This window comes from Mycobacteroides sp. H003, from assembly GCF_001440135.1.
GTDB lineage: Bacteria > Actinomycetota > Actinomycetes > Mycobacteriales > Mycobacteriaceae > Mycobacterium > Mycobacterium gwanakae.
Genome location: NZ_LJYL01000034.1, coordinates 1,155,410 through 1,182,006, shown reverse-complemented (window position 1 = coordinate 1,182,006; position 26,597 = coordinate 1,155,410). Strand labels below are relative to the sequence as shown.

The following is a 26,597-nucleotide window of genomic DNA, read 5'->3' as shown; positions in this document are numbered from 1 at the left end:
CTAGAACATGTTCTAACGTCGAGCGAAGTGCCTGATCGGCGACTATCCACTCAAGGAGCGCGATGCCTGACTCATTTGACCTGCTGCACGGGTCGATCAACTCCGGGCACCTGCTGGTCGCCGCGCTGAAAAAGAACGCGAGCGCGCCGGCGCTGGTGCTCGGGGATGTCACGCTCACCGGCGCCCAGATGGCCGACGAGATCAGCAAGTACATCCGGGCCTTCACCGCGCTGGTGCCGGATCCGACCGATGGCCAGGGCATGCTGGCCCTCAACCGCCCCGAGGTGCTGTTGGTGATCGGCGCGGGGCAGCTGCTGGGCACCCGGCGTACCGCGCTGCATCCGCTCGGTTCGCTCGACGATCATGCGTACGTGCTGGCCGACGCCAAGATCACCACCCTCGTCATCGACCCCACGCCGCAGTTCGTGGAGCGCGCCGCCGCCCTGGTGGAGAAGGTACCGACGCTGACCCGCGTGCTGACGCTCGGGCCGGTGCCCGCTGAGCTGGCTGAGGTGGGGCATGACCTGGTTGCCGCGGCCGCAGGCTTCGAGGCGAGGCCTTTGGTTCCGATCAACTTGTCGCCGGATCACATCAACGGCCTTACCTACACGGGTGGCACGACGGGCAAGCCCAAGGGCGTCATCGGAACCTCACAGTCGATTCTCACCATGACGCAGATCCAGCTGGCCGAGTGGGAGTGGCCGGATCGCCCCAAATTCCTGATGTGCACCCCGCTTTCACATGCAGGGGCGGCTTTCTTCATGCCGACCCTGATGAAGGGCGGATCGATGGTGGTGCTGCCCAAGTTCGATGCGGGCGCCGTGCTGGCGGCAATCGAGGAGCACAAGATCACCGCCACCATGCTGGTGCCGTCGATGATCTATGCGCTGCTGGATCACCCGGATTCTCAGACCCGCGACCTGTCGTCGTTGCAGACGGTCTACTACGGCGCCTCGGCCATCAACCCGGTACGGCTCGCGGAGGCGATCAAGCGATTCGGGCCGATCTTCGCGCAGTACTTCGGCCAATCCGAAGCGCCCATGGTGATCAGCTATCTGGCCAAGGGCGATCACGACACCCAGCGGCTCTCCAGCTGTGGCCGGCCCTCGGCGTTCCTGCGCACGGCGCTGCTCGACGAGAACGATCAGCCGGTGAAGCAGGGTGAGCCCGGCGAGATCTGTGTGGCCGGTCCGCTGGTGGCGGGTGGCTATTGGGGGCTGCCCGAACAGACCGCCGACACGTTCAAGAACGGCTGGCTGCGCACCGGCGATGTCGCACGCGAAGACGAGGACGGTTTCTGGTTCATCGTCGACCGAACCAAGGACATGATCGTCACCGGTGGTTTCAACGTGTTCCCACGAGAGGTGGAAGACGTTGTCGCCGAACATCCCTCGGTGGCGCAGGTCGGCGTCATCGGGGTGCCCGATGAGAAATGGGGCGAGGCGGTGACGGCGATCGTGGTGCTGCGTGCGGATGCCGACCACAGCGGCGACGCGGTGTCCAAGATGACGTCCGAGATCCAGTCCGCGGTCAAGGACCGCAAGGGTTCGGTGCAGTCACCCAAACACGTGATCGTCGCCGACTCGCTGCCATTGACCGCGCTGGGCAAGCTCGACAAGAAGGCCCTGCGTCAGAGATACGCCACGGTCTAACTCTCGCGGGCGAGAAGCTCCCGGGCGGTGGTCCGGACGAACTCGCGCAGCCACGGCGCGGGCTCGCCCCTGTCGGGCAGGTGACGGCGCACCGCTGCGTACGGCATGTCGATCAATGCGAACATCGTTTTGTCGATTAGTTCGGGAGTGATCGCGCCGAACCGATGCCCGGTGTACTCGCGCAACGCCGTGCGGACCCGTGAGTTGAGTGTCGTGAGCTCCGCGGCGAGGGTGTCGGGCCAGTGCGCGACCAAATCGGCCTTCTCGTACTGGAGTAGCAGCTGCGCCTCGTTGCGGTTCGCCGCCGTCCAATCGAAGGCGTGGTCAATGGTCGCCGTAAGTGCATCGTCGAGATCCGGCAGACACAGGGCCGCGAGTATCCCGTTCTGATAGCGGGCGATCGATCGCAGCCAGAGCCGGGCCATGAGCTCGTCACGGCTGGCGAATCGGTGATAGATCGAACCCGACGGTGCTCCGAGGATGCGTCCGATGGCGGAGGCGGTGGCCGCTGGTGGGCCTCCCGAGGTCACCAGGGCCAGCGCCGCGTCCAGGATGTCGTCCGCGGTGTACTGCGCTTTACGCCCCACGGCGCCGGACCATGCTCGTGCCCTGAGCAACCGCAACCAGCTTGGTTTTGCCGTCGTGACCTTCGACGGAGATTTCGCAGCGGCCCAGCGCCTTGGTGCGGCCGGCGCTGACCAGCGAGGCATCCGCGAGTAGTCGCACCCCATCGCCCGCTGGGGACACGTACTCGATGGTGTATCCGCTGGTCACAATGTCCGCACCCAAACCAAGGGCGCAGGCGTAGGTGATCGCGTTGTCGGCGAGATAGCTCAATACGCCGCCGTGAATGAACCCGTTCTGCTGCCGTAGCTCGTCACGGATATCAAGTGCGAGCCGGATTCCGGACTCATCGACCCGGCACACGGATGCGCCGAGGAGGCGACTGAAGGGCTGCGCATCGAGCACCCGCTGAGCCTGGTCCAGGGTGATCACGATATTAGAGAATAGTCGCTAATATTTGTGTTGGATAGCGCGCATATGATGAGAAACGCAGCTGGTCTGCTGGTAGTGGCACGGGTTTTATCCGAGCCGTTATCAGCATCGAGTGCCGGGCCCTCGGGTCCGGCATAAGAGGGAACCCGGTGAGAATCCGGGACTGTCCCGCAGCGGTATGCAGGAACGACAGTCGTCATATGCACTGGGTTGAGCACCAAGAAGCCTGGGAAGCGGCGGCCAGTAGGAAAACCTGAGTCCGGGTAAAGCCTGTAAGTCCGAAGACCTGCCAGCTGTGCCGGGTGCGCCGCACCCGGCGGATCATCGCCTCGCGGAATGGGCGTATGGCCGAAGCGGTTTCACCGAGCAGATATCTGTCGCGGTGGTTCCGTGCTCGGTTCTTCGTCCCCGGGCGGTGGCTACCCCGCTGTTGATGAAGGACTAATTCATGACTGCTCAACCTTTGACCGCCACCACGCTCGGATCCGCGCGTATCGGCCCGCGGCGTGAACTCAAGAGGGCTACCGAGAGCTACTGGGCCGGACGTACCAGCCGTACCGAGCTCGAAACTGTCGCCGCAGGGCTTCGGCGCGACAATTGGACCGCATTGGCGGCCGCCGGGCTCGACTCCGTACCGGTGAACACCTTCTCGTACTACGACCAGGTGCTGGACACCGCGGTGCTGCTGGGAGCGCTCCCGCCCCGTGTCGCCGGTATCGCCGATGAGCTCGATCGTTACTTCGCCGCCGCTCGCGGCAATGATGATGTGACACCGCTGGAAATGACCAAGTGGTTCGATACCAACTACCACTACCTGGTGCCGGAGATCGGGCCGGACACGAAGTTCGAACTGAACCCGGCCAAGCTGTTCGGAGAGCTGAAAGAAGCTCAGGCGCTGGGCATTCCGGCACGTCCGGTCGTCGTCGGTCCCATCACCTTCCTCGCGTTGAGTAAGTCAGTCGACGGCGCCCCCGCGCCCATCGAACGGCTCGACGAGGTGGTGTCGCTGTACGAGCAGCTGTTGGTGCAGCTCGCCGAGGCAGGCGTCGGCTGGGTGCAGATCGATGAGCCGGTGCTCGTCACCGACATCCTGCCGAATGGTCCCGAACTGGCCGAGCAGGTGTATGGCCGTCTCGGCACGGTGGCCGATCGCCCCGCGATCCTGGTCGCCACCTACTTCGGGGACCTTGGTGCCGCACTGCCGGCGCTGGCACGTACCCCCGTCGAGGCGATTGCCGTCGACCTGGTCTACGGGTCCGCATCGGGTGTGGCCTTGGTGCCAGAGCTGGCCGGAAAGACCATCGTCGCGGGCGTTGTCGACGGACGAAACATCTGGCGCACCAACCTGGAGTCCGCGCTGAGCACCCTGGGGACGCTGTTGGGATCCGCCGGTGCCGTGGCAGTCTCCACGTCCTGCTCGACGTTGCATGTGCCCTATTCGCTGGAACCGGAGACCGAACTCGATGACCAGCTGCGCAGCTGGTTGGCCTTCGCCGACGAGAAGGTCAAGGAAGTTGTGGTGCTGGCCCGGGCACTGGGCGGGGATCGCGACGCCGCGGAATTCGCGGCGTCGAATGCGGCTGTCGAATCTCGCAAGACGGATCCGCGTCTGAACAACGGCCAGATCCGTGCGCGGCTGGATTCGATTCTGGCGGCTGGTGTTTCCCGCGGGGACGCCGCAGAGCGTCGCCGCAGCCAGGATGAGCGTCTGCAGCTACCCGAGCTGCCGACCACCACCATCGGGTCGTTCCCGCAGACAGTCGAGATCCGCAAGGCCCGTCAGGCCCTGACCAAGGGCGAGATCGACGAGGCCGAGTACGTGCGGCGGATGCGTGCCGAGGTTGCCGATGTTATTGCGCTACAGGAGAAGCTGGGCCTGGACGTGCTGGTCCACGGTGAGCCTGAACGCAACGACATGGTGCAGTACTTCGCCGAGCAGCTCGATGGATTCTTTGCCACCCAGAATGGCTGGGTTCAGTCGTACGGCAGCCGCTGCGTGCGCCCACCGATCCTGTACGGCGATGTCGCACGGCAGAACCCGATGACCGTCGAGTGGGCCACCTATGCCCAGTCGCTGACTCCCAAGTACGTCAAGGGCATGCTGACCGGGCCGGTGACCATCCTCGCGTGGTCCTTCGTGCGTGACGATCAGCCGTTGGCGGATACCGCTAACCAGATCGCACTGGCCATCCGGGACGAGACGGTGGATCTCCAGGACGCCGGGATTGCGATCATCCAGGTGGACGAGCCCGCATTGCGCGAGCTCCTGCCGCTGCGCTCGGCGGATAAGCCCGCATACCTGGACTGGGCGGTCGGTGCGTTCCGGCTGTCCACCTCGGGTGTGTCCGATGCGACCCAGATTCACACGCATCTGTGCTACTCGGAGTTCGGCGAGGTGATCGGTGCGATCGCCGATCTGGACGCCGACGTCACCTCCATCGAGGCGGCTCGCTCGCATATGGAGGTGCTCGACGACCTCAACGCGATCGGATTCTCCAACAGCGTCGGCCCGGGTGTGTACGACATCCACTCGCCGCGGGTGCCCTCGACGGCCGAAATGGCGAACTCGCTGCGTGAGGCGCTGCAGGCCGTTCCGGCCCAGCGTCTCTGGGTCAATCCTGATTGTGGACTGAAGACCCGGAAGGCTGACGAGGTAACTGCCTCGCTGGCCAACCTGGTGGCGGCTGCGACCGAGGTGCGTGCGGGCGCCTAGTTCCCGACGAACGCGCGGGCAGTCCCCTTCGCGGGGGACTGCTCGCGCGTGAATTTGATTGGTGTATAAACCATTAGCGAGACTAATCGGAGGTCCTTGGTGTCCATGAATACCGTTGCGCTGGAGCTGGTGCCTCCCAATGTCGATGGCGGCCTCGAGAAGGCATCCGAAGAACTGCAGAAACTGTCCAGGTTCTCGGCGGAGTTCGGCATCGATGGGCGCATCGACCACGTCATGATCCCGTCGATGATCGTGGAAGACGCGGATCGTCCGCTGGAGATGAAGCCGAAGCTGGATGTCGTCGACTATTGGTCGATCATCCGGTCGGAGCTACCCACTATGCGGGGACTGTGCACGCAGGTCACTTCCTTTTCGGATGAGACGTCGTTACGGAGCCGGCTGACCGGCCTCACGGAAGCCGGGATGGACGGCGTGATCTTCGTCGGCGTACCGCGCACCATGAGCGACGGCGACGGTTCGGGCATTCCACCGACTGATGCGTTGTCGAAGTTCGATGACATCGTCGACAACAGGGGAGTGATCCTGATCCCCACCCGCAGTGGCGAACAGGGCCGCTTCTCCTTCAAATGCGACAAGGGTGCCACCTTCGCCATGACCCAGCTGCTGTATTCCGATGCGGTGGTTGGCTTTCTGCAGGAGTTCGCGCGCGCAACCGAACACCGGCCAGAGGTGTTGCTCTCGTTCGGTTTCGTCCCGAAGCTGGAGTCCAAGGTCGGGCTCATCGACTGGTTGATCCAAGACCCCGGCAATGAAGCTGTTGCGCGCGAACAGGATTTCGTGAAGTCGCTGGCTGCCTGCGAACCAGATGTCCGGCGGCCACAGCTTGTGGATCTCTACAAGCGAGTCATCGATGGAGTGGCAGACCTCGGGTTTCCTCTGAGCGTGCATTTCGAAGCGCCGTACGGTCTGGCCAAGCCGGCCTTCGAGACCTTCGCGGAAATGCTGGAGTACTGGTCGCCGGTACCCGCGACCTCCTGACGCAGACCCGGTCGTACGGAATTCCTTTGACCACGTGGTAATTCGTGGTTGAGACTGGTCGCATGGAACCTACCGAGTTGCAGACGGACCGGCTGGTTCTGCGCGCGGTCACTGCTGCGGACGAGGCCGCGATTGTCGAAGCGTGCAACGAGCCGCAGATCGCGCACTACCTTCCGCTGCCGGTTCCGTACACCCGTGAAGACGCCCGGAGTTTCGTCGCCAGGTCGGCGCAGGAATGGGCGGACAACGCGCGATACGGCTTTGGGTTCTTCCTCGCCGACACAGATGAACTCGTGGGCACCTGTTCACTTAAGTCGATTGCGCCCGGCGTGGTGGAAGTCGGGTATTGGTCTGCCTCACGGCATCGCCGCAAGGGGCTCACAACAGAGGCGATTCGGCGGCTGTGCCAGTGGGGATTTGACGTGCTGGGGGTGCACCGCATCGAATGGTGGGCCGTCGTCGGCAACGGTGGCTCGCGGGCGGTGGCGCAAGCCGTCGGATTCGACATGGAGGGCTTGCTGCGTCAGCGTGGGTATCGGCGAGAGGCCCCGGCGGATTGGTGGGTTGGCGGGCTCTTGTCCCGGCCGAACTAGCCAGCTCGAGTGTGCGGTTTGTGTCGATAATCAGCGAGATTTCGACACAAACCGCACACTCGGCGATCGCACTTACGACGCGAGTGACCGCTGGGGCTTACCGGAGTATTCGCTCAGCGGCCTGATCAGGGCGTTGGCCGCTGCTTGCTCCATGATGTGCGCGGTCCAGCCGGTGATCCGGCTCATCACGAAAATCGGTGTGAAGCACGGGATATCGAATCCCATAAGGTAATAGGCGGGCCCGGTGGGGAAATCGAGATTGGGCTTGATTCCGGTGGCGGCATCCATCTCGGATTCCAGCACCTTGTAGATCTCGAGCCATTGGCGACCGTCACGAACCCGGGCCACGTCCTCCAGCGCCGCGCGCATCGTCGGCACCCGGGAATCGCCGTTCTTGTATACGCGGTGCCCGAAGCCCATGACCTTTTCTTTACGGGTCCGCTTGCCCTGCAACCATTCCGCAGCCTTGGCGGCGTCGCCTATCTCGATCATGTCGTGCATGACGGCCTCGTTGGCTCCGCCGTGCAGGGAGCCCTTGAGTGCGCCGATCGCTGCGGTGACCGCACTGTAGATATCGGATTGTGTCGAGGTCACCACGCGGGCGGCGAAGGTCGAGGCGTTGAAGCTGTGCTCGGCGTACAGGATCATCGACTGTTCGAACGCCGTGACGATCACCGGGTCCGGTACCTCACCGAAGCACATCCGCAGGAAGTTGGCCGAGTAGCCGAGGTGGCTGTGGGGCTGAATGGGGTCCAGCCCACGGCGGCGCCGCATGTCGGCCGCGACGATCGTCGGCAGCACCGCGAACATGCGAAGCGACTTGGCGTAGTTGGCTTCCGGAGTGCTGTCGTCTTCGGAAGGATCCTCGGCACCCAGGACGCTGATGGCGGTGCGCACCACGTCCATCGGATGGCAGGTCTCCGGCAGTTTGGCCAACAGCGCCATCAGGGAACGGTCCAGGCGGCGCTGCGCCCGCTCGCGTTGGTTGAACAGCGCGAGCTCGGCATCGTTCGGCAACTCGCCATGCCACAGCAGGTAGGCGACCTGCTCGAAGCTGCACTGGGCGGCTAGGTCCTGTACCGGATATCCGCGGTACGTCAGCGAGTTGGTCTCGGGCACCACCTTGGAGATGGCGGTGGTGTCCACCACGACGCCGGCAAGTCCCTTGTGAATGGTCGGGGTCGCGGTGGTCATCGGGCTCCTCCTCCATTGAGGCTGAAATTGAAGATCTCGGTGTCGAACTGGTTGTATTCGGAATAGCGGAGCAGCTCGTACAGACGGCTGCGGTGCTGCATCTGGTCCAGCAGGCCAGACTGTGTTCCCGCCGAATCGATTTCGCGCAGACCCTGCTCCACGGCGAACATCGCGAGCCGCAGGGTCGTGACGGGATATATGACGACGTTGTACCCGACGTCGCGGAGCTGGTCGGCCGTCACGAGTTCGGACTTTCCGAATTCGGTCATGTTGGCGAGCAAGGGAACATCGACCGCGGCACGGAACTTCTCGAACTCGCCGATATCACTGAGTGCTTCGGTGAAGATGAGATCCGCGCCCGCGTCGGCATAGGCCTTTGCGCGGTCGATTGCCGCGGGCAACCCCTCGATGCCCGCGGCATCAGTGCGGGCGCAGATCACGAAGTTGGGGTCGCGCCGGGCGGAGACCGCCGCACGGAGCCGCCGAACCATCTCGGCGCTCTCGACGACGGCCTTGCCATCAAGATGCCCGCACCGCTTGGGATTCACCTGGTCCTCGAGATGAAGGCCGGCTACTCCGCTGTCTTCGAGCACGGCGACCGTGCGTGCCGCACTCATCGGCTCGCCAAATCCTGTGTCGGCGTCGATCAGGGTCGGCAGGTCGGTGACTGACGCGATCTGACGGCCGCGGGCCGACACCTCCGTGAGCGTCGTCAATCCGATATCGGGCAGCGCGAGATCGGCCGACAGTACGGCACCCGAGACGTAAACACCCTCGAACCCGACCTCCTGGATCAGCTTGGCCACCAACGGCGAGAATGCGCCGGGAAAACGCAGCAGTTCACCGGAAGACAAGCCCGCCCGGAACGCGGCACGCTTGGTGGCCGCGTCCGTGGCGGAGGCAAGAAGCGCGCTCACTTAAAGATCCCCTCCGGTGTCGTGGGCGCCTTGTCGAGAACTACGGCATCCACGAGCGGGTTGAGCGCGCCCAGTGAGCCGGCCTTCAGATCGGCCAACCCCTGTGCCACCGAAAGGAATCGCTCCTGCTCGTGCTGCTCGATGACGCCGTCGGACAGCACGGTGAATTTGTTGATGTAGTTCTCCCGGGCGAACGGCCGCGCCCCCAGGGGATGTGCATCGGCGATCGCGAGCTCATCGGTGATCACCTCGCCGTTCTTGAGAGTGACGACGGCCTTGCAGCCGAACGCCTTCTCGTCGGGGTTAGTTGAGTGGTAGCGACGAGTCCACTCGGGATCTTCGACGGTGCTGATCTTGTTCCAGAGTTCGATCGTTTCGGGGCGGTGTGCGCGTTCGGGCGCGTAGGAACGTTCGTGATGCCAGGTGCCGTCCTCCAAGGCCACGGCGAAGATGTACATGACCGAGTGGTCGAGTGTCTCGCGCGAAGCGTCGGGGTCGAACTTCTGCGGATCATTCGATCCGGTGCCGATCACGACATGCGTGTGGTGGCTGGTGTGTAGCACGATCGTCGCAATCTGATCCAAGTCGCCGATGCGCTCGCGCATCCTGCGGGCCAGGTCGATGGGCGCCTGGCTCTGATACTCGGCCGAGTGCTCCTTGGTGTAGCTGTCCAGGATCGCGCGCTTCTCCTCACCCGGGCCAGGCAGCGGCACCTCGTAGACCTTGTCGGGACCGCCGAGCAGCCAGGCGATCACGCCGTCTTCGCCCTCCCAGATGGGGGACGGAGCACCCTCGCCGCGCATGGCGCGGTCGACGGCCTCGATGGCGACCTTGCCGGCCCACGCCGGGGCATAGGCCTTCCAGCTGGAGATGAGTCCCTTGCGGGACTGCCGGGTCGCGGTGGTCAGGTGTAGGGCCTGGCCGATGGCCTGATAGATCGTCTCGGTGTCGAGCTTTAGCATGGTGCCCAGGCCGGCGGCGACCGAAGGGCCGAGGTGTGCGACGTGGTCGATCTTGTGTTCGTGCAGACAGATTCCGCGGGTGAGGTTGATCTGAGTTTCGTACGCGGTGGCCAGACCGCGAATGAGGTCCGCCCCGCCGATGCCGAGCTGCTGGGCCACGGCCACCAGCGGTGGAATGTTGTCGCCGGGGTGCGAATAGTCGGCGGCCAGAAAGGTGTCGTGGAAGTCCAGTTCGCGTACTGCGACGCCGTTGGCCCACGCCGCCCACTCGGCCGAGTAGCCACCGCTGACACCGAAGACATTGGCACCACGTCCACCGGACGACACCGCATGGGCCTGCGCCTGTCGGCGTGCGACGGTGACGGGACGGCGGATGACCGACGCGGCGCTGACGGCGGCGTTATCAATGATCCGGTTGATGACCATCGCCTCGGTGTCGGCGGGAACGGCAACGGGATCCGAAGCGACCTCGGCGATCTTCCAGGCGAGGTGTTGGTCGCGAGGGAAGACGTCGGCGCTGCGGCGGGTGTGTACGGAGTGAACGTGCATGATTCGCACATTACGCACGTGGTCAGTAGATAAAAAGACCATGTAAATGCGTATTTCTGTATCCTTAGTTCGCATATCTTGCAAACATTGCGAATGGTTATGGAGTTATCCTGGCGAACATGTCCAGACCGTTCGCCGGAGCGCGGTTGCGGAGGTTGCGCGAGGAGCGCGGCCTGACGCAAGCGGCGCTCGCACGCGTCCTGGATTTGTCGACGAGTTACGTCAACCAGCTGGAGAATGACGCGCGCCCGGTGACGGTCGCGGTGCTGCTGCGCCTCACCGAACGATTCGATCTGTCACCGCACTATTTCTCCCCGGACTCCGACGCCCGGCTTGTCGCGGACCTTGGCGAGATATTCACCGAGGCTGCCGTGGGCGAGATCAGTGACCTGCAGCTCGAAGAGCTAGTCGCCCGGATGCCGTCGGTGGGTCAGACCCTGGTGGGCATGCACCGCAGGCTGCGGGACGTCACCGCTGAGCTGGAGAGCTATCGCGCGACCGAGAATGCGGCCACGATCGGTGATTCGATAAGAGAACCGCTGCGTCCCATGCCATTTGAAGAAGTCCGCGACCTTTTCTACGATCACAAGAACTATCTTGGTGAACTCGACACCGCCGCCGAAGATCTATTCGAGCACTACGGGCTGCACATCGGCGGTCTCGACACGCAGCTGGCCACGGTCTTGAAGCAAGACCACGGTATTGCCGTCACCGTGGCCAAGGGTGGGGCGCTTTCGGATTCTTCGAAACGCCGGTTCGACACGGACGCAGGGGTTTTGCGTATCGCGCATTGGCTCACGCCCGGCCAGCGCGCATTTCAAATGGCCACGCAGCTGGCGCTGTTGACGCAGACCGAAACCATGGCGGCAATTCTCTCCGGTGCCGAGCAGCTGAGCCCCGAGGCCATTGGTGTGGCCCGGATCGGGTTGGCCAACTACTTCGCTGGTGCTTTCCTGTTGCCGTACAAACAGTTTCACCATGCGGCGGAGTCCACTAGATATGACGTCGACATCCTGGCGCGACAGTTCGAGGTCGGGCACGAGACCGTTTGCCACCGGCTGTCGACCCTGCAGCGCCCCTCCATGCGGGGAGTTCCGTTCATTCTGGTCCGGACCGACCGTGCGGGGAACATCTCGAAACGCCAATCCGCCACGGCGTTTCACTTCTCCAGAGTGGGTGGAAACTGCCCCCTGTGGGTCGTTCACGAGGCGTTCTCGAATCCGGGACAGTTTGTGACCCAGGTTGCCGAGATGCCCGACGGCCGCACGTATTTTTGGGTGGCACGCACGAGTAGTACATCGACAGGCGGATTCCTCAGCACGCCAAAATCGTTCGCGATCGGTCTGGGATGCGATATCGCCCATGCGCATCGTCTGGTGTACTCGACGGGGATCGCCATCGACGATCCGTCAACCGCGGTGCCGATCGGCCCGGGCTGCAAGGTGTGCGTCCGCGATTCCTGTGCCCAGCGAGCTTTTCCCTACATCGGCCGCAGCGTCCATGTCGACGAAGACGCCAGCAGTCGCCTGCCTTACACCTGATCGGCGTGCCGCAGCACTGTGGGTGCGGCGGCGACCAGCGCGACCAGTTGAATCACGCCGACCACCCCGATGAGCATGGGAATCGACACCTCATAGAGGTACCCCGTGAGTGTCCCGCCGATGGCGGTTGCCGTGCCGAGCACAGCGGCGTAGACCCCATATGCGGTGGCCCGTCGTGCGGGCGGCACCAGGTCTGCGACCACCGCACGCAGGGTGGATTCCTGAATCCCGATGGCGGCACCCCATAACAGCGCGCCAAGCACGATGCCCATGAGTGAGTCTGTGAATGCCAACATGGGCACGACCGCGCCGACAATAGGCAAGACCACAAGGGTTTTGGGGCCTATCCGGTCGTACGTCCAGCCGGAGAACAGGGCGGATATGGCGGCTGCGGCCATCGCGACGGCGTACACCAACGGCACCGCGGCGGGCGCCAGGATGCCCCGGTCGACCATGTGAAATGACAGCACGCCAAACGTTGCGAACCCGGACACGGTGATCCCGGAGAACCCCGCGTACAGCCAAAAACGCATCGGTAGTTGGAGTTTTTGGCGCGCAGTGGGTGAGTCATGCGTGTCCGCACTGGCCTCATACCGTTCCGGGTGGGGCACCCGGCGGCGAAGCCAGAACAACAGAGCCAACGCCGCGGCACCGGGGACCGCCAGCACGGCGAACGTCGGCAGATAGTTCCCGTGGGTGAGGGTGAGCATGCCCGCGACGACGAGTGGGCCGGTAATCGCACCGACCTGGTCCATGGCCTCGTGCACCGCGAAGCCCCTGCCACGGCCGGTGACGGAGGTGGCGTGCGACAGCAAGGTGTCCTTGGCGGGGCTGCGTACCGCCTTGCCCACCCGTTCGGCGATCACCAACGTGGCGGCAACCCAGAGCGCGCTGGCCACGCCCAGGAACGGGACGGTGATCACGGTCAGTGCGTAACCGGCGATGGTCCAGGTCCAGAACATGCGGGTGCGGTCGGTGAGTGGGCCCGACACCAGACGCAGCGCCAGGGCGGCGGCCTCGCCGATTCCGGTCACCACGCCGACCACGAGAGCCGATGCCCCGAGCGATGCCAGAAGTGGTCCGGTGATCGAGCGCGCGCCCTCATAGACGATATCGGCGAACATGCTGATGACGCCGAATGTCGTGACGAATCGCCAGGCCGAAAGACGTTGTGGCACAGCTGGTGAATCTAGTCGATCCACCGTCTTACCTGCTCGGCGATCCACGCGCCGTCGTCGAGGGGAATGTCGTGGCCGGCGGTGGGATGCACCGCGAGGGGTGCGCCGAAGCTGTTGGCGATCGCGCGTGACGCCGCGGAACTCACAAGCCGGTCGTGCGTGGAGGTCAGAACCAGCAGAGGAGTATCGACGCGCTTCGGCATCCGGAAGCTGATGGCCGCGGCGATCTGCCGGGCGACACTGGCGCTCGACGGACGCTGGGTCTGTAGGTAACCGGCCCACCGCTGGGACAGCGCGTCGAGATCCAGATCGGGGCTATTGGCTGTCTGTTCCAGGATGGCACGTTCGCGAGGCACGTCGGCGCGGAACCGTCCGAGTACCAAGTTGGGGATCGACGACGGCTGAAATCGCTGCCATATCGGTGTCGAGGCAGTGCTCGAATTGATGATGACGGCGCGTTCGAAATCTCCGGGGTAACGCGCGCACCAGTCGAGTCCGATCATGCCGCCCAGAGATATCGAGAGCAGTGACCAACCGTCGCTATCCCGGTCCAGCCGGGACCGGATGTCATCGGTGATGGCCGAGATTTTCGCCGGCGAGACACGTTGGAATTCGGTGCCGAATCCGGGCGCATCCAGGCATTCCACCTGAACGCCAAGCGATTCGGCAAAGACTTGTGGGAACTGCTCCCAGTGGCGCTTCTCGCGGCTCAAGCCACGAAGCAGCAGCCACCGTGTCATCGCTTGATGCCCACAGTGAGTCGATCGAACTCCACGAACGGAAGGGTGAACGGATGGTGCACCGGTCGCTGCACCGCGACCTCGAATCCGGCGGCCTCGAACATCTGGCGCATCTCGGCCTTCGACGGAACGCTCGCGGGCACGCGATCGCCGAAGATCCGGCGCAGGATGGGGGCGGAGGCGCGGTCGGGCGTGAAGGTGGTGATCGCGGTGAAGCCGCCGGGCGCCAGCACGCGATGAAACTCGGCGAGGGCGGCGGGCTGGTCAAAGAAGTGGAACGCCGATGTGGAGACCACCGCATCCAGTGCGCCGTCGTCGAACGGCAGCTTTTCGGCCGGCGCGAATTGCCAGTCGACCAACGCGGAACGGGCCTTCGCCTGGGCGAGCATCCCCTCGGACATATCAACCCCGTGCACCTGCTCGGGCTCGAGTTCTTCCTGGATGCGTGTCGCCAGAATGCCGGTACCGCAGGCGATATCGACAACACGTTGCGACTCGTGCTGACGCAGCAGGGCGATCATCTCGTCCTGTGCCGGGCGGTACACCCATTGTTGTAACGGTGCCCAGTCGTATGCCTTGGCAGCGCGTCCCCAGAACCGCGTCACCTGGTCGTTGAAAGCTCGTCGTTGAACCGTCGTCATGGGCACAACGTACGCCAGCAATCAGGGGGTCGCCAGACGGGTGCGTCAGTCCGCGATGACGTTGACCCGGTCGGGATAGAAGGCCAGATGACGGGCAATCCGGGCGACCGCCGGGTAGGGATCTTCATAGGTCCAGACGGCATCTTCGATCGTTCCCTCGGGTGTGCGCACCGAGTAGTACGAGGCCTCGCCCTTATACGGGCAGTACGTGTGGGTGTCGGTGCGCTGCAGCACCTCCCAGTTCACCGCATCGGGTGGGAGGTAGTACACGGGCGGATAGCTGGCCTCCTGCAGCCGCAAGGCGCCGGTGGTGTCGGCGATGGTGACATCGCCGGACGTGACCACGACGCGGGTGCTGGCGGGCTCGATGGTGATCGGATGGTCGGGGCCGGGAACCAATCGCGGCCTGTCGGGGGTGGACATATCTCCGAGGGTAGGCCTGTTCTGGACTATGGCTAGGCTGCCCTGGCTCTGCAGGTTGAGCGGCTGTCCCGCCTCGGTTTCTGGCCGAGGGAAGGCCCGGGGGCGCTAGGGTCGGCGGCATGGCTGTGGATGCTGATCGAAGTGACCCCGACGAGTTGTTCGGTATCGACGCGCTACTCAGCGACGAGGAGCGCGCGATCCGCGACAGCGTGCGAGCCCTGGTTCAGGCGCGCGTGGTTCCGAACGTGCAGCGGTGGTACGAAGACGGTGACCTCCCGGTGCGCAAGCTTGCGTTGGAACTGGGCAAGATCGGTGTGCTTGGCATGCACCTTCAGGGTTACGGATGCTCCGGAACATCTTCTCTCGCATACGGATTGGCATGCATGGAGCTCGAGGCGGGCGACTCGGGGATTCGTTCGCTGGTCAGCGTGCAGGGGTCGCTGGCGATGTACGCCATCTATGCCTACGGCAGTGATGCGCAGAAGCAGAAGTGGCTGCCGCGGATGGCGACAGGCGAGGAGCTGGGGTGTTTCGGTCTCACCGAACCCGATTTTGGCTCCAACCCGGGGGGAATGCGCACCCATGCCCGGCGAGACGGTAACGACTGGATTATCAACGGCACCAAGATGTGGATCACCAACGGGTCGATTGCCGATGTCGCGGTTATCTGGGCACAGACCGACGAGGGTGTTCGCGGATTCCTGGTATCGACCGATTCCGCGGGATTCAACGCTCAAACCATCCGTTCCAAGATGTCCTTGCGTGCGTCCGTGACCGCTGAGCTCAACCTCAGCGATGTGCGGGTGCCGGAGAAGAACCGGCTGCCGCAGGCCATTGGGCTCAAGGCGCCGCTGTCATGCCTCAACGAGGCGCGCTTCGGCATCATCTTCGGCTCGATGGGCGCGGCGCGTGAATGCTTGCGTACCGCACTCGATTACGCCAACACCAGGGAACAGTTCGATCGGCCGATTGCGGGATTCCAGCTGACCCAGGAGAAGCTGGCCAACATGGCGCTCGAATACGGCAAGGGCGTGCTGTTGGCGTTGCATCTAGGACGTCGTAAAGATGCGGACACCTTGAGTACTCCCCAGGTCAGCCTCGGCAAGCTCAATAACGTGCGCGAGGCGATCGAGATCGCCAGAACGGCCCGGACAATTCTTGGTGCGAACGGCATTTCGGGCGAGTATCCCGTCATGCGGCATGCTAACAATCTGGAGTCGGTGTTGACCTACGAGGGCACCAGCGAGATGCACACACTCGTCATCGGCCAGGCGCTCACCGGGATCGCAGCCTTCCGCTGATCAGCGCGGCCGACCGTACCCGCCATAACCCCTGTTGCGAATCGCCCGGGTGGCCTCCTCGTAGAAGGCCGGATGAGGTCGTGTCACCACCACTGCGGAAAGATCGGGGGTTGCCTGACATGCGGTTCCGTCGTCGTTTCGACGGCTTGCCAGGAAGATCAGCATGAGGATGGAGCCGATACTCGTTAGAAGGAGTGCACCCACGAGTATTTTCACACCAACGACGGCTGCAGCGAGAAGGGAAACGACGCTGGCCACAGCGCACGCGATCACCCAGGTCAGTTTCCGTTTGGCTCTGGTCCGACACACCTCGCACAACGGCCATACCGCAACAATGCTCGGATGGTGCTGAGCCCATTCCCGGCTGGCTGAGGGGATCATTCGTGCGGAACGGTTGACCATCCACCAGGCGGACCATTCGCTTGTGGACCCAAGAATCGGCATATCTCGTTGGACGGTCGCCGGACTCCCGTGGGTTGCACAGACCGATACCCGGAACCATTCGATCGACATGCGTCCATCAATGTCGCGCTCCGCAGGAATGCGAAGTGAATCAACGGGATATGTCACGATCGGTCGTCTCTTTCCGGGAGGTTCATCATCAACCGGGCCTGCCCGTAAAAGGCTGGATGTGGATTGACGACGACAACGGCGTCAAGATCGTTAGAAGGCGTTGTGTGGGTGATCTTCCCGATCCCGGACTCCGCGACGGTGACACCCGCGGCAATGAAGAGCACCAAGGCTCCGACGAAAAGCACGACAGGTGTCGTTCCCTGATTCAGCATTGTTGCAGCAGTCAGAGAGAACAGGCTGGCCAGTCCAAGCGCAATCGCGGCGCAGATCAGTAGGGTGCGACGGCGTGTGCATATATTGCAGAGGGGCCAAGTCGCGGCAATGCTGGGATGCTGAAGGTCCCAATCTGTGCGACCTTGCCTGGTCAGTAAGGTGCTCGGCTGCATCAGCCATCGAGACATGGTGTTGACCTCGGAACGGTCTATGGTCCAATCGAACTGAGTGACGGCCGGTCGGCCGTGTGGTGCACACACGGCCGAGTGAAACCAGGTGATCGAAAAACGACCTGGGCCGACGTTCTCAGTGGGAATGGCTAGCGGGGGTAGCGGATTCATCGTCCATTCCGGTCCTCTGGTGCTGGCGATTGGAACCACTCAGGGTTCAGTTCGGCTGCCTTCTCGGCTATTGGCCCCATCACCTGTCCGAATATCGGTGACATGCTTGCCTCCAGCGCGCTTTTTTTGCCGCTGATTACTTCCTCCACCAGCCGCTTGAATTCATCGGAGTCACTGTAGGCGGCAAGCACCTTCAGATTGCGATTACGCAAATCGCGTTGAGCAGCGGCGTTGAGTAGCGTGTCGTCCTCGTCAGGCATCACCGAACACCCCCGGATGGTCGTAACCGCCCTTGGTCAGTTCGGGAAGCTGCATGGCATCCACACCGTTGTTCGCGAGTATTCCGCCTAAGACACCTTTAGCGAGGTCGACGAATGTCTTTATTTTAGTTAGGCATTCGATGACGCGCCGGATTGCCTTCTGCGCCCGGTCGAAGAGTGAAGCGCCGCCAACAGCAACGCCGGCGGGTGGAAATATGGCGGTTACCGCTGCGGTGAGCGCAAATTGATAGGCCGCGTCGAACGCATCCTGGAGCAGGTTTTCGAGTAAATGCGCGGCGTCGTACACCTTGGTAACTACTTGCAGGATGCCCTCGCCGACCGTTTGCATGACGTTGGCCTGAGCGTTAAGTCGTTCGGAGAAGATCCGGAAGTACCCATTAGCTGCTGTTGCGGCATTGCCAACCCACATTGCGTTGACGCCGTCACCGCCGCTCGTTGGACCGTTCCCCAAAGGCGTGGCGCTTACCTCTGTCAGGACACTGATCTGCTGGCGCATCTGGGTTGCGTACTCGCGGTGATAGTCCGCAATCTTTACTAGCGCGCCGCCTGCCTGTTGCATCGCCGGCCAGTTGCCAGCGAGGGCCTTGCCGGCTTCCTTGAAGGGGTCAACTCCAAAGTTCGATTCCATGATGCGGGCGAACCACTTCGATGCGGTGAGGTAATCCGGAAGGTGAAGGACGTCGTCGATGAGGCTCTGAGGTTCTTTGATTTCGGGGACGACGAGTTTGTCCGTAGGGCTGCTCATACGTTGCCCGGATTCGGTGAACAGTTGGTGCGGTCGAATGCTGCGGCTCTGGATGCATCGGTCTCGTCATACATCTTGGCCACGCCATCCAGTTCGTCGGCCGAGTCATCGACCAGCCGCTCAAGAGTCTGTGCATTCTTCGCAGTGTCGTTGTGCGCGTCGTTGATGACATTGCGGAGCAGCACAAAAATCACCCCGTCCGAGGCGTCCACGGTCAGCCATTTGTTTATGTAGTTAGTGAGCGTGTTCTTAGTGTCTGCCAGGTCGTGGTACGCCTGGGCGCACTTCCGGATCGCGGCGGTGTCCGCGTGGAACGTGTACTTCTTGACCGGCGGTAGCGGTTGTGCTGGCCCGGGTTCTGTCGTGGTCATGCGCCCCCTTGATCTTCAACATGCATCCACTTGTGGGACGTCCCTACCAGGCCTCTGGTTCCATCGAATTTGTGTGCGAACGCCGACACGCCGCCCAGTGGCGGAATCGTGCGATACGAATCCGCCGCCAGACGGCGTGTCGGGGAAGAGCGGTGATCAGTACTTGCCGAGGGCGATGGCCACGTTGTGGCCGCCGAACCCGAACGAGTTGTTGATCGCGTACTTGTAGTCGCCCTTGCGGGGCTCCTTGCTGACGATGTCGAGATCGATCTCGGGGTCCGGCGTCTCGTAGTTGAGGGTGGGCGGAATGATGCCCTCCTGCAACGACTTCACCGTGATGATGGCCTCGACGGCACCGACCGCACCCACCGAGTGCCCGAGGGCGCCCTTGGGTGCGTAGACCGCGGCGTTCTGCAGACCGGACTTGTGAATAGCCTTGCCCTCGGCGACGTCACCGACACTGGTGGCGGTGGCGTGTGCGTTGACATGGTCGATGTCCTTGGCATCGAGCCCGGCAGTCTCCAGAGCCCGGTCCATCGCCTTGGCCGCCCCGATGCCATCGGGATGCGGTGCCACTACGTGGAAGCCGTCCGAAGTGATGCCCGCGCCGAGCAGGCGCGCGTAGATCCGCGCGCCGCGTGCCTTTGCGTGCTCCTCGGTCTCGATAACCATGAGTGCGCCGCCCTCGCCGAACACGAAGCCGGTGCGGTTCTTGTCGAACGGTCGCGATGCCCCCGCGGGGTTGTCGTTGTCGGTAGACATCACGATGCGCATGTTGGCGAATGCGGCGATGGGTGCGGCCTCGATGGCGGCTTCGATACCGCCGCAGATGGCGATATCGGCGTCGCCGTAAGCGATCTGGCGCCAGGCGTGGGCGATGCCCTCGTTACCGGAGGCACATGCCGAGACGGGGGTGATCACACCACCACGCGCCTTACGCTCCAGGCCGATGACAGCGGCGGGACCGTTGGGCATAAACATCTGAACGGTAAGGGGGGAAACGGCTTTCGTACCTCGGGCGCGCATCTCGTCATAGGCTTCGACCAACTTCTCGCCGCCGCCTAGGCCGGTGCCCACCGAAACCGTCAGGCGCTCCAGATCGATATCGTCGGGAGCACCGGCGTCTGCCCAGACCTGACGGCCCAGGATCGCGGCCAGGCGCTGCACATAGGACAGGCGGCGAAGCTCGATCTTCGTCATGTCCTTGTCGAAGTCGCGGACCTTAAGGTGCCCGCCGATCTTCACCGGCAGGTCGTACTGGGCGACGAAATCGTCGTCGAGTACGCGAATGCCGCTCTCGCCGTTGAGGAGCCCTTTCCAGGTGCCCTCGACATCGGGTGCGATTGATGTCGTCATGGCCATACCGGTCACAACAATGTTTGGGAAACCGCCGTTGGCGGTGGATGGCTTCGGCATTGGAAGCGCCCTCCCCTTTCAAACTCTTCTGAGCTATCTGCTGAACCGAATTTTAATGATGTCTCTGCTAGCGAACTCCGCCAGGGTGGGTATCTATGCGGATGCGCTCATGAACCCTATGCGAGATTCGGGTAGGAACTGCACAAATCGATGAAGTGTGTCCGGGAGGTTGACGTCCTCCAGCACAGTGCTCGAAACGCAACGGGCAAATGAATTTAGGGCTCGGTTACCTGGGTCTCACCTGGGTGAATGTGACCCGTCGCACAATGCCGGCCACAGACGGAGATCTGTAGCATTGCTCACTATTGGGTCTAGTTTGCCTTGAGAGGAGCCGCATGCGGGTCGACGGGGACACCTGGGACATCACTTCCAGCGTGGGGGCGACCGCCCTCGGGGTGGCAGCCGCACGCGCCACCGAGACGCTGCGGACCGACGCGCTCATCCACGATCCGTTCGCGCAGATACTCGTTGACGCGACCGGTAAATCGACTGGCTGGGAGCGTTTGGCGGCCGGCGACATCGAGTGGCCAGATCCCGAGGCGGGCCGGATCTACGGGCGGATGGTCGACTACCAGGCCACCCGCACCAATTTCTTCGACGCCTACTTCCTGGCAGCGGCGGCTGCGGGCATCCGGCAGATGGTCATCTTGGCCTCTGGTCTGGATTCGCGCGCCTACCGCCTCGACTGGCCGGCCGGCACCACGGTGTTCGAAATCGACCAGCCGCAGGTTCTGGAATTCAAGGCCGCCGCACTGGCCGCCCATGAACCGAAGGCGCAACGGCACGCCGTAGCCATCGATCTGCGCGAGGACTGGCCGGCCGCCTTGCGTGAGGCGGGGTTCGATGCCGCGAAACCCACCGCATGGCTGGCCGAGGGCCTGTTGCCGTATCTGCCCGCCGACGCCCAAGACAGTCTGTTCGCCAGCATCGGTGCGTTGAGCGCTCCGGGCAGCCACATCGCGGTCGAGGGGTATGAGGGAAAGCTGGTTCTGGACGAGAGCGAGGAGGAAGCCGCCCGTCGGGAGCAGGTGCGAGCCGCATTCAAGACCGCCGTGGATGTCGACGTCGCGATCGAGAACTTGATCTACGAAGATGAGAACCGCGCCGATCCTGCGGAATGGCTTGGTGCACACGGTTGGTCGGTGACCAAGACCGATGCGCACGACGAGATGGCACGGCTGGGCAGGCCGGTGACCGAGGACGTCGAACAGGGGACATTCCGCGGCCAGCTGATCCAGGGTGAACTCCGGTGAGCAATGTGACCACCACGCGCTCCGACGACGACAGCTGGGACATCGCGAGCAGCGTGGGCGCCACCGCGGTCATGGTGGCCGCCGCGCGGGCGGCTGAAACCCGCAGTGACGCGCCACTGATCAGGGACCCTTTTGCGCAGCTTCTCGTAGAGCGCGCCGGTGCCGGGGCATGGTCGGTGATTGCGAGCGACGACGTGCGACGGCAGCTTGCCGAGCTCGATCCCGAAGCTGACCGCATCATGCAGTACGCGGTGGACTATCAGGCCGTCCGCACGCGGTTCTTCGATGGCTTCTTCGAGCGGGCTTCGCTGGCGGGAATCACCCAGGTGGTGATCCTGGCCGCCGGCCTGGACTCGCGTGCGTATCGCCTGGACTGGCCAGCCGGTACCACCGTGTACGAAATCGACCAGCCACTCGTGTTGCAGTACAAGCGTCAGACACTCGACGAGCACGACGTGCGCTCTGCCTGCCTGCGCCGTGAGGTGGCCGTCGACCTTCGACAGGATTGGCCGGTCGCGCTGCAACGCGAGGGGTTCGACGTCACTGTGCCCACGGCGTGGCTGGCCGAAGGCCTGCTCATGTACCTGCCGACCGAGGCGCAGGACAGGCTCTTCGAACTGATCGTGGATCAGAGCGCACCGGGCAGCCGGATCGCCGTCGAGGCCGTCGGGCCGGACAACGCCAAACGGCATGAGGTCCGCAGCAAGATGCGTGAACACTTCGACCGGGCCCGCAAGCTGGCGGGAATCGAGGGCGAGTCCCTGGACGTCGGATCACTGATGTACCACGACGAGAACCGCACCGATGTTCCGCAATGGCTCGCCGGGCGTGGGTGGACGGTCCGGGCGATTCCGGCCGAGGCCGAGATGGCGGATGCCGGCCGACTGGTGCACTCGGAGGAAGACATACGGGGGAACACCCTGATAGAAGCCGAGCTCAAGGGCTGATGGAGCGCGGCCCTCAGGGGTGCGGGGTTCTCAGGTCCCAACTGGTTGGTTACCATCGGTGATACAGCTCACGTAGCTGCCATCGCTAGTCCGTATGCGCGTACGTGACCTGCGTAGATGCACTCACTGATGAGCGTGCCATCGAGAGGAACGGATATGACCACCGAGATCTCTACGCCTGCCGACCAGCACGCTGCGTCCGAGCCTTCCCGCATTCCGGGGATCGTCCGGGGCCTGCGGGAGACGTTCGCAACAGGCCGGACCCGCGAGTACCACTGGCGCAAGGCGCAGCTCGTCGGCTTGGAGCGACTTTTCTCCGAGAACGAGGCGGCGATCGCCACCGCATTGCACGAGGACTTGGGTCGCTCGTCGGCCGAGGCCTGGATCGCCGACGTGGTCGGGTCGGTTGTCGAGGTGGTCTATGCGCGCAAGAACTTGCGGCGCTGGATGCGACGCAAGCGGGTACGGGGTCTTCCGTTGGCACAGCAACCGGCCAAGGCATGGTCGGTACCGGAGCCCTACGGCACGGTGCTCGTCATCGGTGCGTGGAACTTCCCGCTGTATCTGACGCTGGGTCCCGTGGTCGGCGCGTTGGCCGCTGGCAACACCGTGGCCATCAAGCCTTCGGAGATCGCGCCCGCTTCCTCGGCGTTGATGGCCAAACTCATTCCGCAGTACCTCGACCCGCACGCCGTTGCTGTTGTCGAGGGCGACGGGTCGGTGACACAGGAACTGCTGGCGCAGGGTTTTGACAAGGCTCTGTTCACCGGCGGCACCGAGATCGGCAAGCGCATTCTGGAAGGCGCCGCGCAACACCTGACACCGGTCGCACTGGAATTGGGTGGCAAGTCGCCGGTCTACGTCGCCGCCGATGCCAACATCGAAGTGGCCGCCCGCCGCATCGGATACATGAAGGGCCTCAACTCCGGTCAGGTGTGTCTGGCTCCCGACTATGTCCTGGTGGACCCGGCGGTTCGCGACGAGCTGGTCGAGAAGATCACCGCGGCATGGGCAGATTTCCAGGCGGACAAGGAATCCAAGGGACTGCGCGTGGTGAACCAGCGCCAGTTCGATCGTCTGGTGGGCTACCTGGCCGCGACCGAAGGAGAGGTCGCCACCGGCGGTGCCTCCGACGCGTCCGCGCTGACCATTGAGCCGACGATCGTTGTTGATCCCAGCGCTGACGAGCCGCTCATGCAGAATGAGATCTTCGGCCCGATCCTTCCGGTGCTGACGGCGGACAGCCTTGACGACGCCATCGACTTCATCAATTCGCGGCCAAAGCCGCTGGCAGCCTATGCCTTTACGGAGTCGAAGCGCATCGGCAACCGATTCATCGACGATGTGCCCGCGGGTGGCACCGTGATCAATCATCTGCTGTACCACGCCGTCATCCCGAACCTGCCCTTCGGCGGGGTCGGTGCCAGCGGTATGGGCGCCTACCACGGCAAGGCCGGATTCGACGAGTTCAGTCACCTCAAGTCGACTCTGTACAAGAGCACCAAGATGGACCTCAAGCTTCCGTACCCGCCGTACCTGGAGAAGAACCTTAAGCTGATGAAAAAGCTTATGTAGTTGTAGTTTTCGTCCTCCATATCATTCAGCAACCCAATGAAGTGCCAAGTGAATTAGGAGTTCTGCATGCCGGGAGTGCAAGACCGGGTAATTGTCGTGACCGGAGCCGGTGGAGGCCTGGGCCGTGAGTACGCGCTCACCCTCGCTGGCGAGGGCGCCTCGGTGGTCGTCAACGACTTGGGTGGTGCCCGAGACGGATCCGGTGCCGGGTCCGCCATGGCCGATAGCGTGGTTGACGAGATCAAGGCGGCCGGGGGCCGCGCCGTTGCCAACTACGACAGTGTCGCTACCGAAGAGGGCGCCGCCAACATCGTCAAGACCGCGGTCGACGAGTTCGGCGCCATCCACGGTGTGGTCAGCAACGCCGGCATCCTGCGAGACGGCACTTTCCACAAGATGACCTATGACAGTTGGCATGCGGTGCAACAGGTTCACCTGTACGGCGGATACAACATCACCCGCGCCGCATGGCCGCATTTCCGCGAGCAGGGTTACGGCCGCATCGTGGTCGCCACCTCGACCAGTGGTCTGTTCGGCAACTTCGGGCAGGCCAACTACAGCGCCGCGAAGCTGGGACTAGTTGGGCTCATCAACACCCTCGCGTTGGAGGGCGCCAAGTACAACATCCACTCCAACGCGATCGCGCCGATCGCGGCCACCCGGATGACAGCCGACATCGCCCCGGAGGCTGTGCTGGACAAGCTGCCACCGTCCTTCGTGGCCCCGGTTGTCGGATACCTGTGCACCGAGGAAAGCACCGACAACGGCTCGGTTTTCGTCGTCGGTGGCGGCAAGGTGCAACGCGTCGCACTGTTCGAGAACGCCGGTGCGGACTTCGAGACCCCGCCCACCGTCGACGAGGTCGCCGAGAAGTGGTCGCAGATCGCGGATCTGTCGAATGCGGTCAAGGCCGGCCCTCCCTCGCTCGCATGAAAGCCGTACAGGCGCAGTCGCTGTCGGGCCCAGAGGGGCTGGTCTACACCGATGTCGAGGAGCCGCGCGGTGACAACGTCGTGGTCGTCGACGTCAAGGCCGCGGGAGTCTGTTTTCCCGACTACCTGATGACCAAGGGCGAGTACCAGTTACGAATGGAGCCCCCGTTCGTCCCAGGTATCGAAACCGCCGGGGTAGTGCGGTCGGCACCCGCGGGTTCGGGGATCAACCCCGGTGACCGGGTGATGGCCTTCAATTTCATTGGCGGGTATGCCGAACGGGTGGCAGTGGCGCCATCCAACATTCTTCCGACGCCCCCGCAGCTAGACGATGCCGAGGCCGTCGCCCTCATCGCGAACTACCACACGATGTACTTCGCGTACGCCCGCCGTGGACAACTGCGTGCGGGGGAGACGGTGCTGGTACTCGGCGCGGCCGGCGGTATCGGAACTGCCGCCATCCAGATTGCCAAGGGCCTGGGGGCCAAGGTGATCGCCGTCGTCAACCGGACCGCCGCAACGGAATTCGTCAAGAGTGTCGGTGCCGATATCGTCCTGCCCCTCGAGGATGGCTGGGCTAAGGCGGTGCGCGAGGCGACCGGCGGTGTCGGTGTCGACATGGTGGTGGATCCCATCGGTGGGCCCGCCTTTGACGACGCGGTACGCACCCTGGCCTCCGAAGGCAGGCTGTTGGTCGTCGGATTTGCGGCCGGTGCGATACCGACAATCAAGGTGAATCGGCTGCTGCTGCGCAACGCCTCGCTGATCGGTGTGGCCTGGGGCGAATTCCTGCGCACCCATACGGATTACCTCTATGAGACCCAGGCGGGGTTGGAGAAGTTGGTGGCCGAGGGCATGCGGCCGCCGGTGAGCGCGCGGATACCGCTGTCAGAGGGCCGTCAGGCGCTCCAGGACTTCGCCGATGGAAAGGTCTACGGGAAGATGGTCCTCGTTCCGTGACCACCAAGGTGTTCAACGGAATTGCCGACGTCGCGGTGGGTGATCTCGGGGCCACCGATTGGCTTGTGGTCGATCAGGAGCGGGTCAACACCTTTGCAGACGCCACCGGTGACCACCAATGGATTCACGTCGATACCGAACGGGCCGCTGATGGCCCGTTCGGTGGCACCATTGCCCACGGGCTGCTCACGTTGTCGCTGCTGCCGCAGTTTCAGTTCCAGCTGATTCAGGTCGACAACATCGCGATGGGGATCAATTACGGGTACAACAAGATTCGATTCCTCAACCCGGTCCTGGTGGGATCGCGACTGCGTGCCCGGGCCGAGGTGACCCATGTGGAACAGAAGCCGGGCGCCGTGGACGTGACGATCTTGACGACCGTCGAGATCGAAGGTGTCGACAAGCCGGCTTGTGTGGCCGAATCGATTTCGCGCTTTATCGCCTAGCCGACCGGGATATCGCGTTAGAGGCTCGGGGCCACAGCCCATTTCGGCCGGTACGTGACAAGGGTGAGAAACTGCACGCCAGTCGGTGTGATAGCTATTCTCGCCCAATGAAATCGCGACCTGCGATTTGTCCATCGTTTAGACA

Annotated in this window: 26 protein-coding genes and 1 riboswitch; of the genes, 12 read left to right on the top strand and 14 right to left on the bottom strand. The window is 63.4% G+C overall.

What is annotated here, in order from left to right:
- Positions 1 to 62 precede the first annotated feature (62 nt).
- Positions 63 to 1,652, top strand: a complete 1,590-nt coding sequence (gene fadD8, locus AOT87_RS25780; protein ID WP_057967534.1) for a fatty-acid--CoA ligase FadD8 — start codon at positions 63 to 65, stop codon at positions 1,650 to 1,652.
- Here the strand turns inward: fadD8 and AOT87_RS25775 are convergent.
- Both AOT87_RS25775 and AOT87_RS25770 read right to left on the bottom strand, forming a co-directional pair.
- On the bottom strand, positions 1,649 to 2,239 hold the full coding sequence (locus AOT87_RS25775; RefSeq protein WP_057967533.1) for a TetR/AcrR family transcriptional regulator: 591 nt from the start codon (positions 2,237 to 2,239) through the stop codon (positions 1,649 to 1,651). The genes fadD8 and AOT87_RS25775 overlap by 4 nt on opposite strands.
- Positions 2,229 to 2,648, bottom strand: a complete 420-nt coding sequence (locus tag AOT87_RS25770) for a PaaI family thioesterase (RefSeq protein WP_030097461.1) — start codon at positions 2,646 to 2,648, stop codon at positions 2,229 to 2,231. Before AOT87_RS25770 ends, AOT87_RS25775 begins: the two co-directional genes overlap by 11 nt.
- Positions 2,649 to 2,747: 99 nt before the next feature.
- A riboswitch (cobalamin riboswitch) is annotated at positions 2,748 to 2,957 on the top strand.
- A gap of 139 nt (positions 2,958 to 3,096) precedes the next feature.
- Between AOT87_RS25770 and metE the strand changes: the two genes are divergently transcribed.
- From metE to AOT87_RS25755, 3 genes are all read left to right on the top strand, one after another.
- A complete protein-coding gene (gene metE / locus AOT87_RS25765) occupies positions 3,097 to 5,361 on the top strand; it encodes a 5-methyltetrahydropteroyltriglutamate--homocysteine S-methyltransferase (protein ID WP_030097460.1) in 2,265 nt (754 codons plus the stop codon).
- A 99-nt stretch (positions 5,362 to 5,460) separates the two neighbouring features.
- Positions 5,461 to 6,360 (top strand): mycobacterial-type methylenetetrahydrofolate reductase, encoded by a 900-nt coding sequence (locus AOT87_RS25760; RefSeq protein WP_057967532.1) that lies wholly within the window; start codon positions 5,461 to 5,463, stop codon positions 6,358 to 6,360.
- Positions 6,361 to 6,422: 62 nt separating this feature from the next.
- Positions 6,423 to 6,953 (top strand): GNAT family N-acetyltransferase, encoded by a 531-nt coding sequence (locus tag AOT87_RS25755; protein ID WP_057967531.1) that lies wholly within the window; start codon positions 6,423 to 6,425, stop codon positions 6,951 to 6,953.
- Positions 6,954 to 7,025: 72 nt separating this feature from the next.
- Here the strand turns inward: AOT87_RS25755 and AOT87_RS25750 are convergent, their stop codons facing one another.
- From AOT87_RS25750 to prpD, 3 genes are read right to left on the bottom strand one after another with little or no spacing between them, the layout of a single operon-like run.
- On the bottom strand, positions 7,026 to 8,147 hold the full coding sequence (locus tag AOT87_RS25750; protein ID WP_030097457.1) for a bifunctional 2-methylcitrate synthase/citrate synthase: 1,122 nt from the start codon (positions 8,145 to 8,147) through the stop codon (positions 7,026 to 7,028).
- Positions 8,144 to 9,064, bottom strand: coding sequence for a methylisocitrate lyase (gene prpB / locus AOT87_RS25745; protein ID WP_030097456.1), 921 nt, complete (start codon positions 9,062 to 9,064; stop codon positions 8,144 to 8,146). The genes AOT87_RS25750 and prpB overlap by 4 nt, the downstream gene beginning before the upstream one ends.
- Positions 9,061 to 10,575: a 2-methylcitrate dehydratase PrpD gene (prpD, locus tag AOT87_RS25740; RefSeq protein WP_030097455.1), complete on the bottom strand. Its 1,515-nt coding sequence runs from the start codon at positions 10,573 to 10,575 to the stop codon at positions 9,061 to 9,063. Before prpD ends, prpB begins: the two co-directional genes overlap by 4 nt.
- Positions 10,576 to 10,694: 119 nt before the next feature.
- Here prpD and AOT87_RS25735 point away from each other — a divergent pair, with 119 nt between their 5' ends.
- A complete protein-coding gene (locus AOT87_RS25735; RefSeq protein ID WP_057965564.1) occupies positions 10,695 to 12,116 on the top strand; it encodes a short-chain fatty acyl-CoA regulator family protein in 1,422 nt (473 codons plus the stop codon).
- Here the strand turns inward: AOT87_RS25735 and AOT87_RS25730 are convergent.
- Genes AOT87_RS25730 through AOT87_RS25715 form a run of 4 tightly spaced genes read right to left on the bottom strand, consistent with a single transcriptional unit; the run spans position 12,107 to position 15,098 of the window.
- Positions 12,107 to 13,294, bottom strand: coding sequence for an MFS transporter (locus tag AOT87_RS25730; protein ID WP_057967530.1), 1,188 nt, complete (start codon positions 13,292 to 13,294; stop codon positions 12,107 to 12,109). The two genes, AOT87_RS25735 and AOT87_RS25730, sit on opposite strands and share 10 nt — an antisense overlap.
- An 11-nt stretch (positions 13,295 to 13,305) precedes the next feature.
- Positions 13,306 to 14,034, bottom strand: coding sequence for an alpha/beta fold hydrolase (locus AOT87_RS25725; protein ID WP_030097452.1), 729 nt, complete (start codon positions 14,032 to 14,034; stop codon positions 13,306 to 13,308).
- Positions 14,031 to 14,675 carry a methyltransferase domain-containing protein gene (locus tag AOT87_RS25720; RefSeq protein WP_057965562.1) on the bottom strand — a complete coding sequence of 215 codons (645 nt, stop codon included), beginning with the start codon at positions 14,673 to 14,675 and terminating at the stop codon, positions 14,031 to 14,033. Before AOT87_RS25720 ends, AOT87_RS25725 begins: the two co-directional genes overlap by 4 nt.
- Positions 14,676 to 14,720: 45 nt before the next feature.
- Positions 14,721 to 15,098 carry a DUF427 domain-containing protein gene (locus AOT87_RS25715; RefSeq protein ID WP_057965561.1) on the bottom strand — a complete coding sequence of 126 codons (378 nt, stop codon included), beginning with the start codon at positions 15,096 to 15,098 and terminating at the stop codon, positions 14,721 to 14,723.
- A gap of 119 nt (positions 15,099 to 15,217) precedes the next feature.
- On the opposite strand from AOT87_RS25715, the gene AOT87_RS25710 reads away from it, so the two are divergent.
- Positions 15,218 to 16,399 (top strand): acyl-CoA dehydrogenase family protein, encoded by a 1,182-nt coding sequence (locus AOT87_RS25710; RefSeq protein ID WP_057967529.1) that lies wholly within the window; start codon positions 15,218 to 15,220, stop codon positions 16,397 to 16,399.
- 566 nt (positions 16,400 to 16,965) lie between these two features.
- Here AOT87_RS25710 and AOT87_RS28755 read toward each other — a convergent pair.
- The 5 genes from AOT87_RS28755 to AOT87_RS25680 all read right to left on the bottom strand — a co-directional run bounded on the left by AOT87_RS28755 (position 16,966) and on the right by AOT87_RS25680 (position 20,339).
- On the bottom strand, positions 16,966 to 17,157 hold the full coding sequence (locus tag AOT87_RS28755) for a hypothetical protein (protein ID WP_131727314.1): 192 nt from the start codon (positions 17,155 to 17,157) through the stop codon (positions 16,966 to 16,968).
- Between the two features lie 365 nt (positions 17,158 to 17,522).
- Positions 17,523 to 17,786: a hypothetical protein gene (locus tag AOT87_RS25695; RefSeq protein WP_057970264.1), complete on the bottom strand. Its 264-nt coding sequence runs from the start codon at positions 17,784 to 17,786 to the stop codon at positions 17,523 to 17,525.
- Positions 17,779 to 18,552, bottom strand: a complete 774-nt coding sequence (locus AOT87_RS25690; RefSeq protein WP_057969644.1) for a hypothetical protein — start codon at positions 18,550 to 18,552, stop codon at positions 17,779 to 17,781. Before AOT87_RS25690 ends, AOT87_RS25695 begins: the two co-directional genes overlap by 8 nt.
- A complete protein-coding gene (locus tag AOT87_RS25685) occupies positions 18,549 to 18,923 on the bottom strand; it encodes a type VII secretion target (RefSeq protein ID WP_057969643.1) in 375 nt (124 codons plus the stop codon). The genes AOT87_RS25690 and AOT87_RS25685 overlap by 4 nt, the downstream gene beginning before the upstream one ends.
- Positions 18,924 to 19,079: 156 nt before the next feature.
- Positions 19,080 to 20,339, bottom strand: a complete 1,260-nt coding sequence (locus AOT87_RS25680; RefSeq protein ID WP_057965560.1) for a KasA/KasB family beta-ketoacyl-ACP synthase — start codon at positions 20,337 to 20,339, stop codon at positions 19,080 to 19,082.
- A gap of 335 nt (positions 20,340 to 20,674) precedes the next feature.
- On the opposite strand from AOT87_RS25680, the gene AOT87_RS25675 reads away from it, so the two are divergent.
- The 6 genes from AOT87_RS25675 (at position 20,675) to AOT87_RS25650 (ending at position 26,452) form a co-directional block, all read left to right on the top strand.
- Positions 20,675 to 21,592 carry a class I SAM-dependent methyltransferase gene (locus AOT87_RS25675; protein ID WP_030097444.1) on the top strand — a complete coding sequence of 306 codons (918 nt, stop codon included), beginning with the start codon at positions 20,675 to 20,677 and terminating at the stop codon, positions 21,590 to 21,592.
- The gene (locus AOT87_RS25670; RefSeq protein WP_057967126.1) at positions 21,589 to 22,539 is read left to right on the top strand and encodes an SAM-dependent methyltransferase; all 951 of its coding nucleotides are present in this window, start codon (positions 21,589 to 21,591) and stop codon (positions 22,537 to 22,539) included. The genes AOT87_RS25675 and AOT87_RS25670 overlap by 4 nt, the downstream gene beginning before the upstream one ends.
- A gap of 156 nt (positions 22,540 to 22,695) precedes the next feature.
- The gene (locus AOT87_RS25665; protein WP_057967127.1) at positions 22,696 to 24,114 is read left to right on the top strand and encodes an aldehyde dehydrogenase family protein; all 1,419 of its coding nucleotides are present in this window, start codon (positions 22,696 to 22,698) and stop codon (positions 24,112 to 24,114) included.
- Positions 24,115 to 24,180: 66 nt separating this feature from the next.
- Positions 24,181 to 25,047 carry an SDR family oxidoreductase gene (locus tag AOT87_RS25660; protein WP_057967128.1) on the top strand — a complete coding sequence of 289 codons (867 nt, stop codon included), beginning with the start codon at positions 24,181 to 24,183 and terminating at the stop codon, positions 25,045 to 25,047.
- Positions 25,044 to 26,006 (top strand): NADPH:quinone oxidoreductase family protein, encoded by a 963-nt coding sequence (locus AOT87_RS25655; RefSeq protein WP_030097440.1) that lies wholly within the window; start codon positions 25,044 to 25,046, stop codon positions 26,004 to 26,006. The genes AOT87_RS25660 and AOT87_RS25655 overlap by 4 nt, the downstream gene beginning before the upstream one ends.
- Positions 26,003 to 26,452 (top strand): MaoC family dehydratase, encoded by a 450-nt coding sequence (locus AOT87_RS25650; protein WP_057967129.1) that lies wholly within the window; start codon positions 26,003 to 26,005, stop codon positions 26,450 to 26,452. Before AOT87_RS25655 ends, AOT87_RS25650 begins: the two co-directional genes overlap by 4 nt.
- Positions 26,453 to 26,597 lie beyond the last annotated feature (145 nt).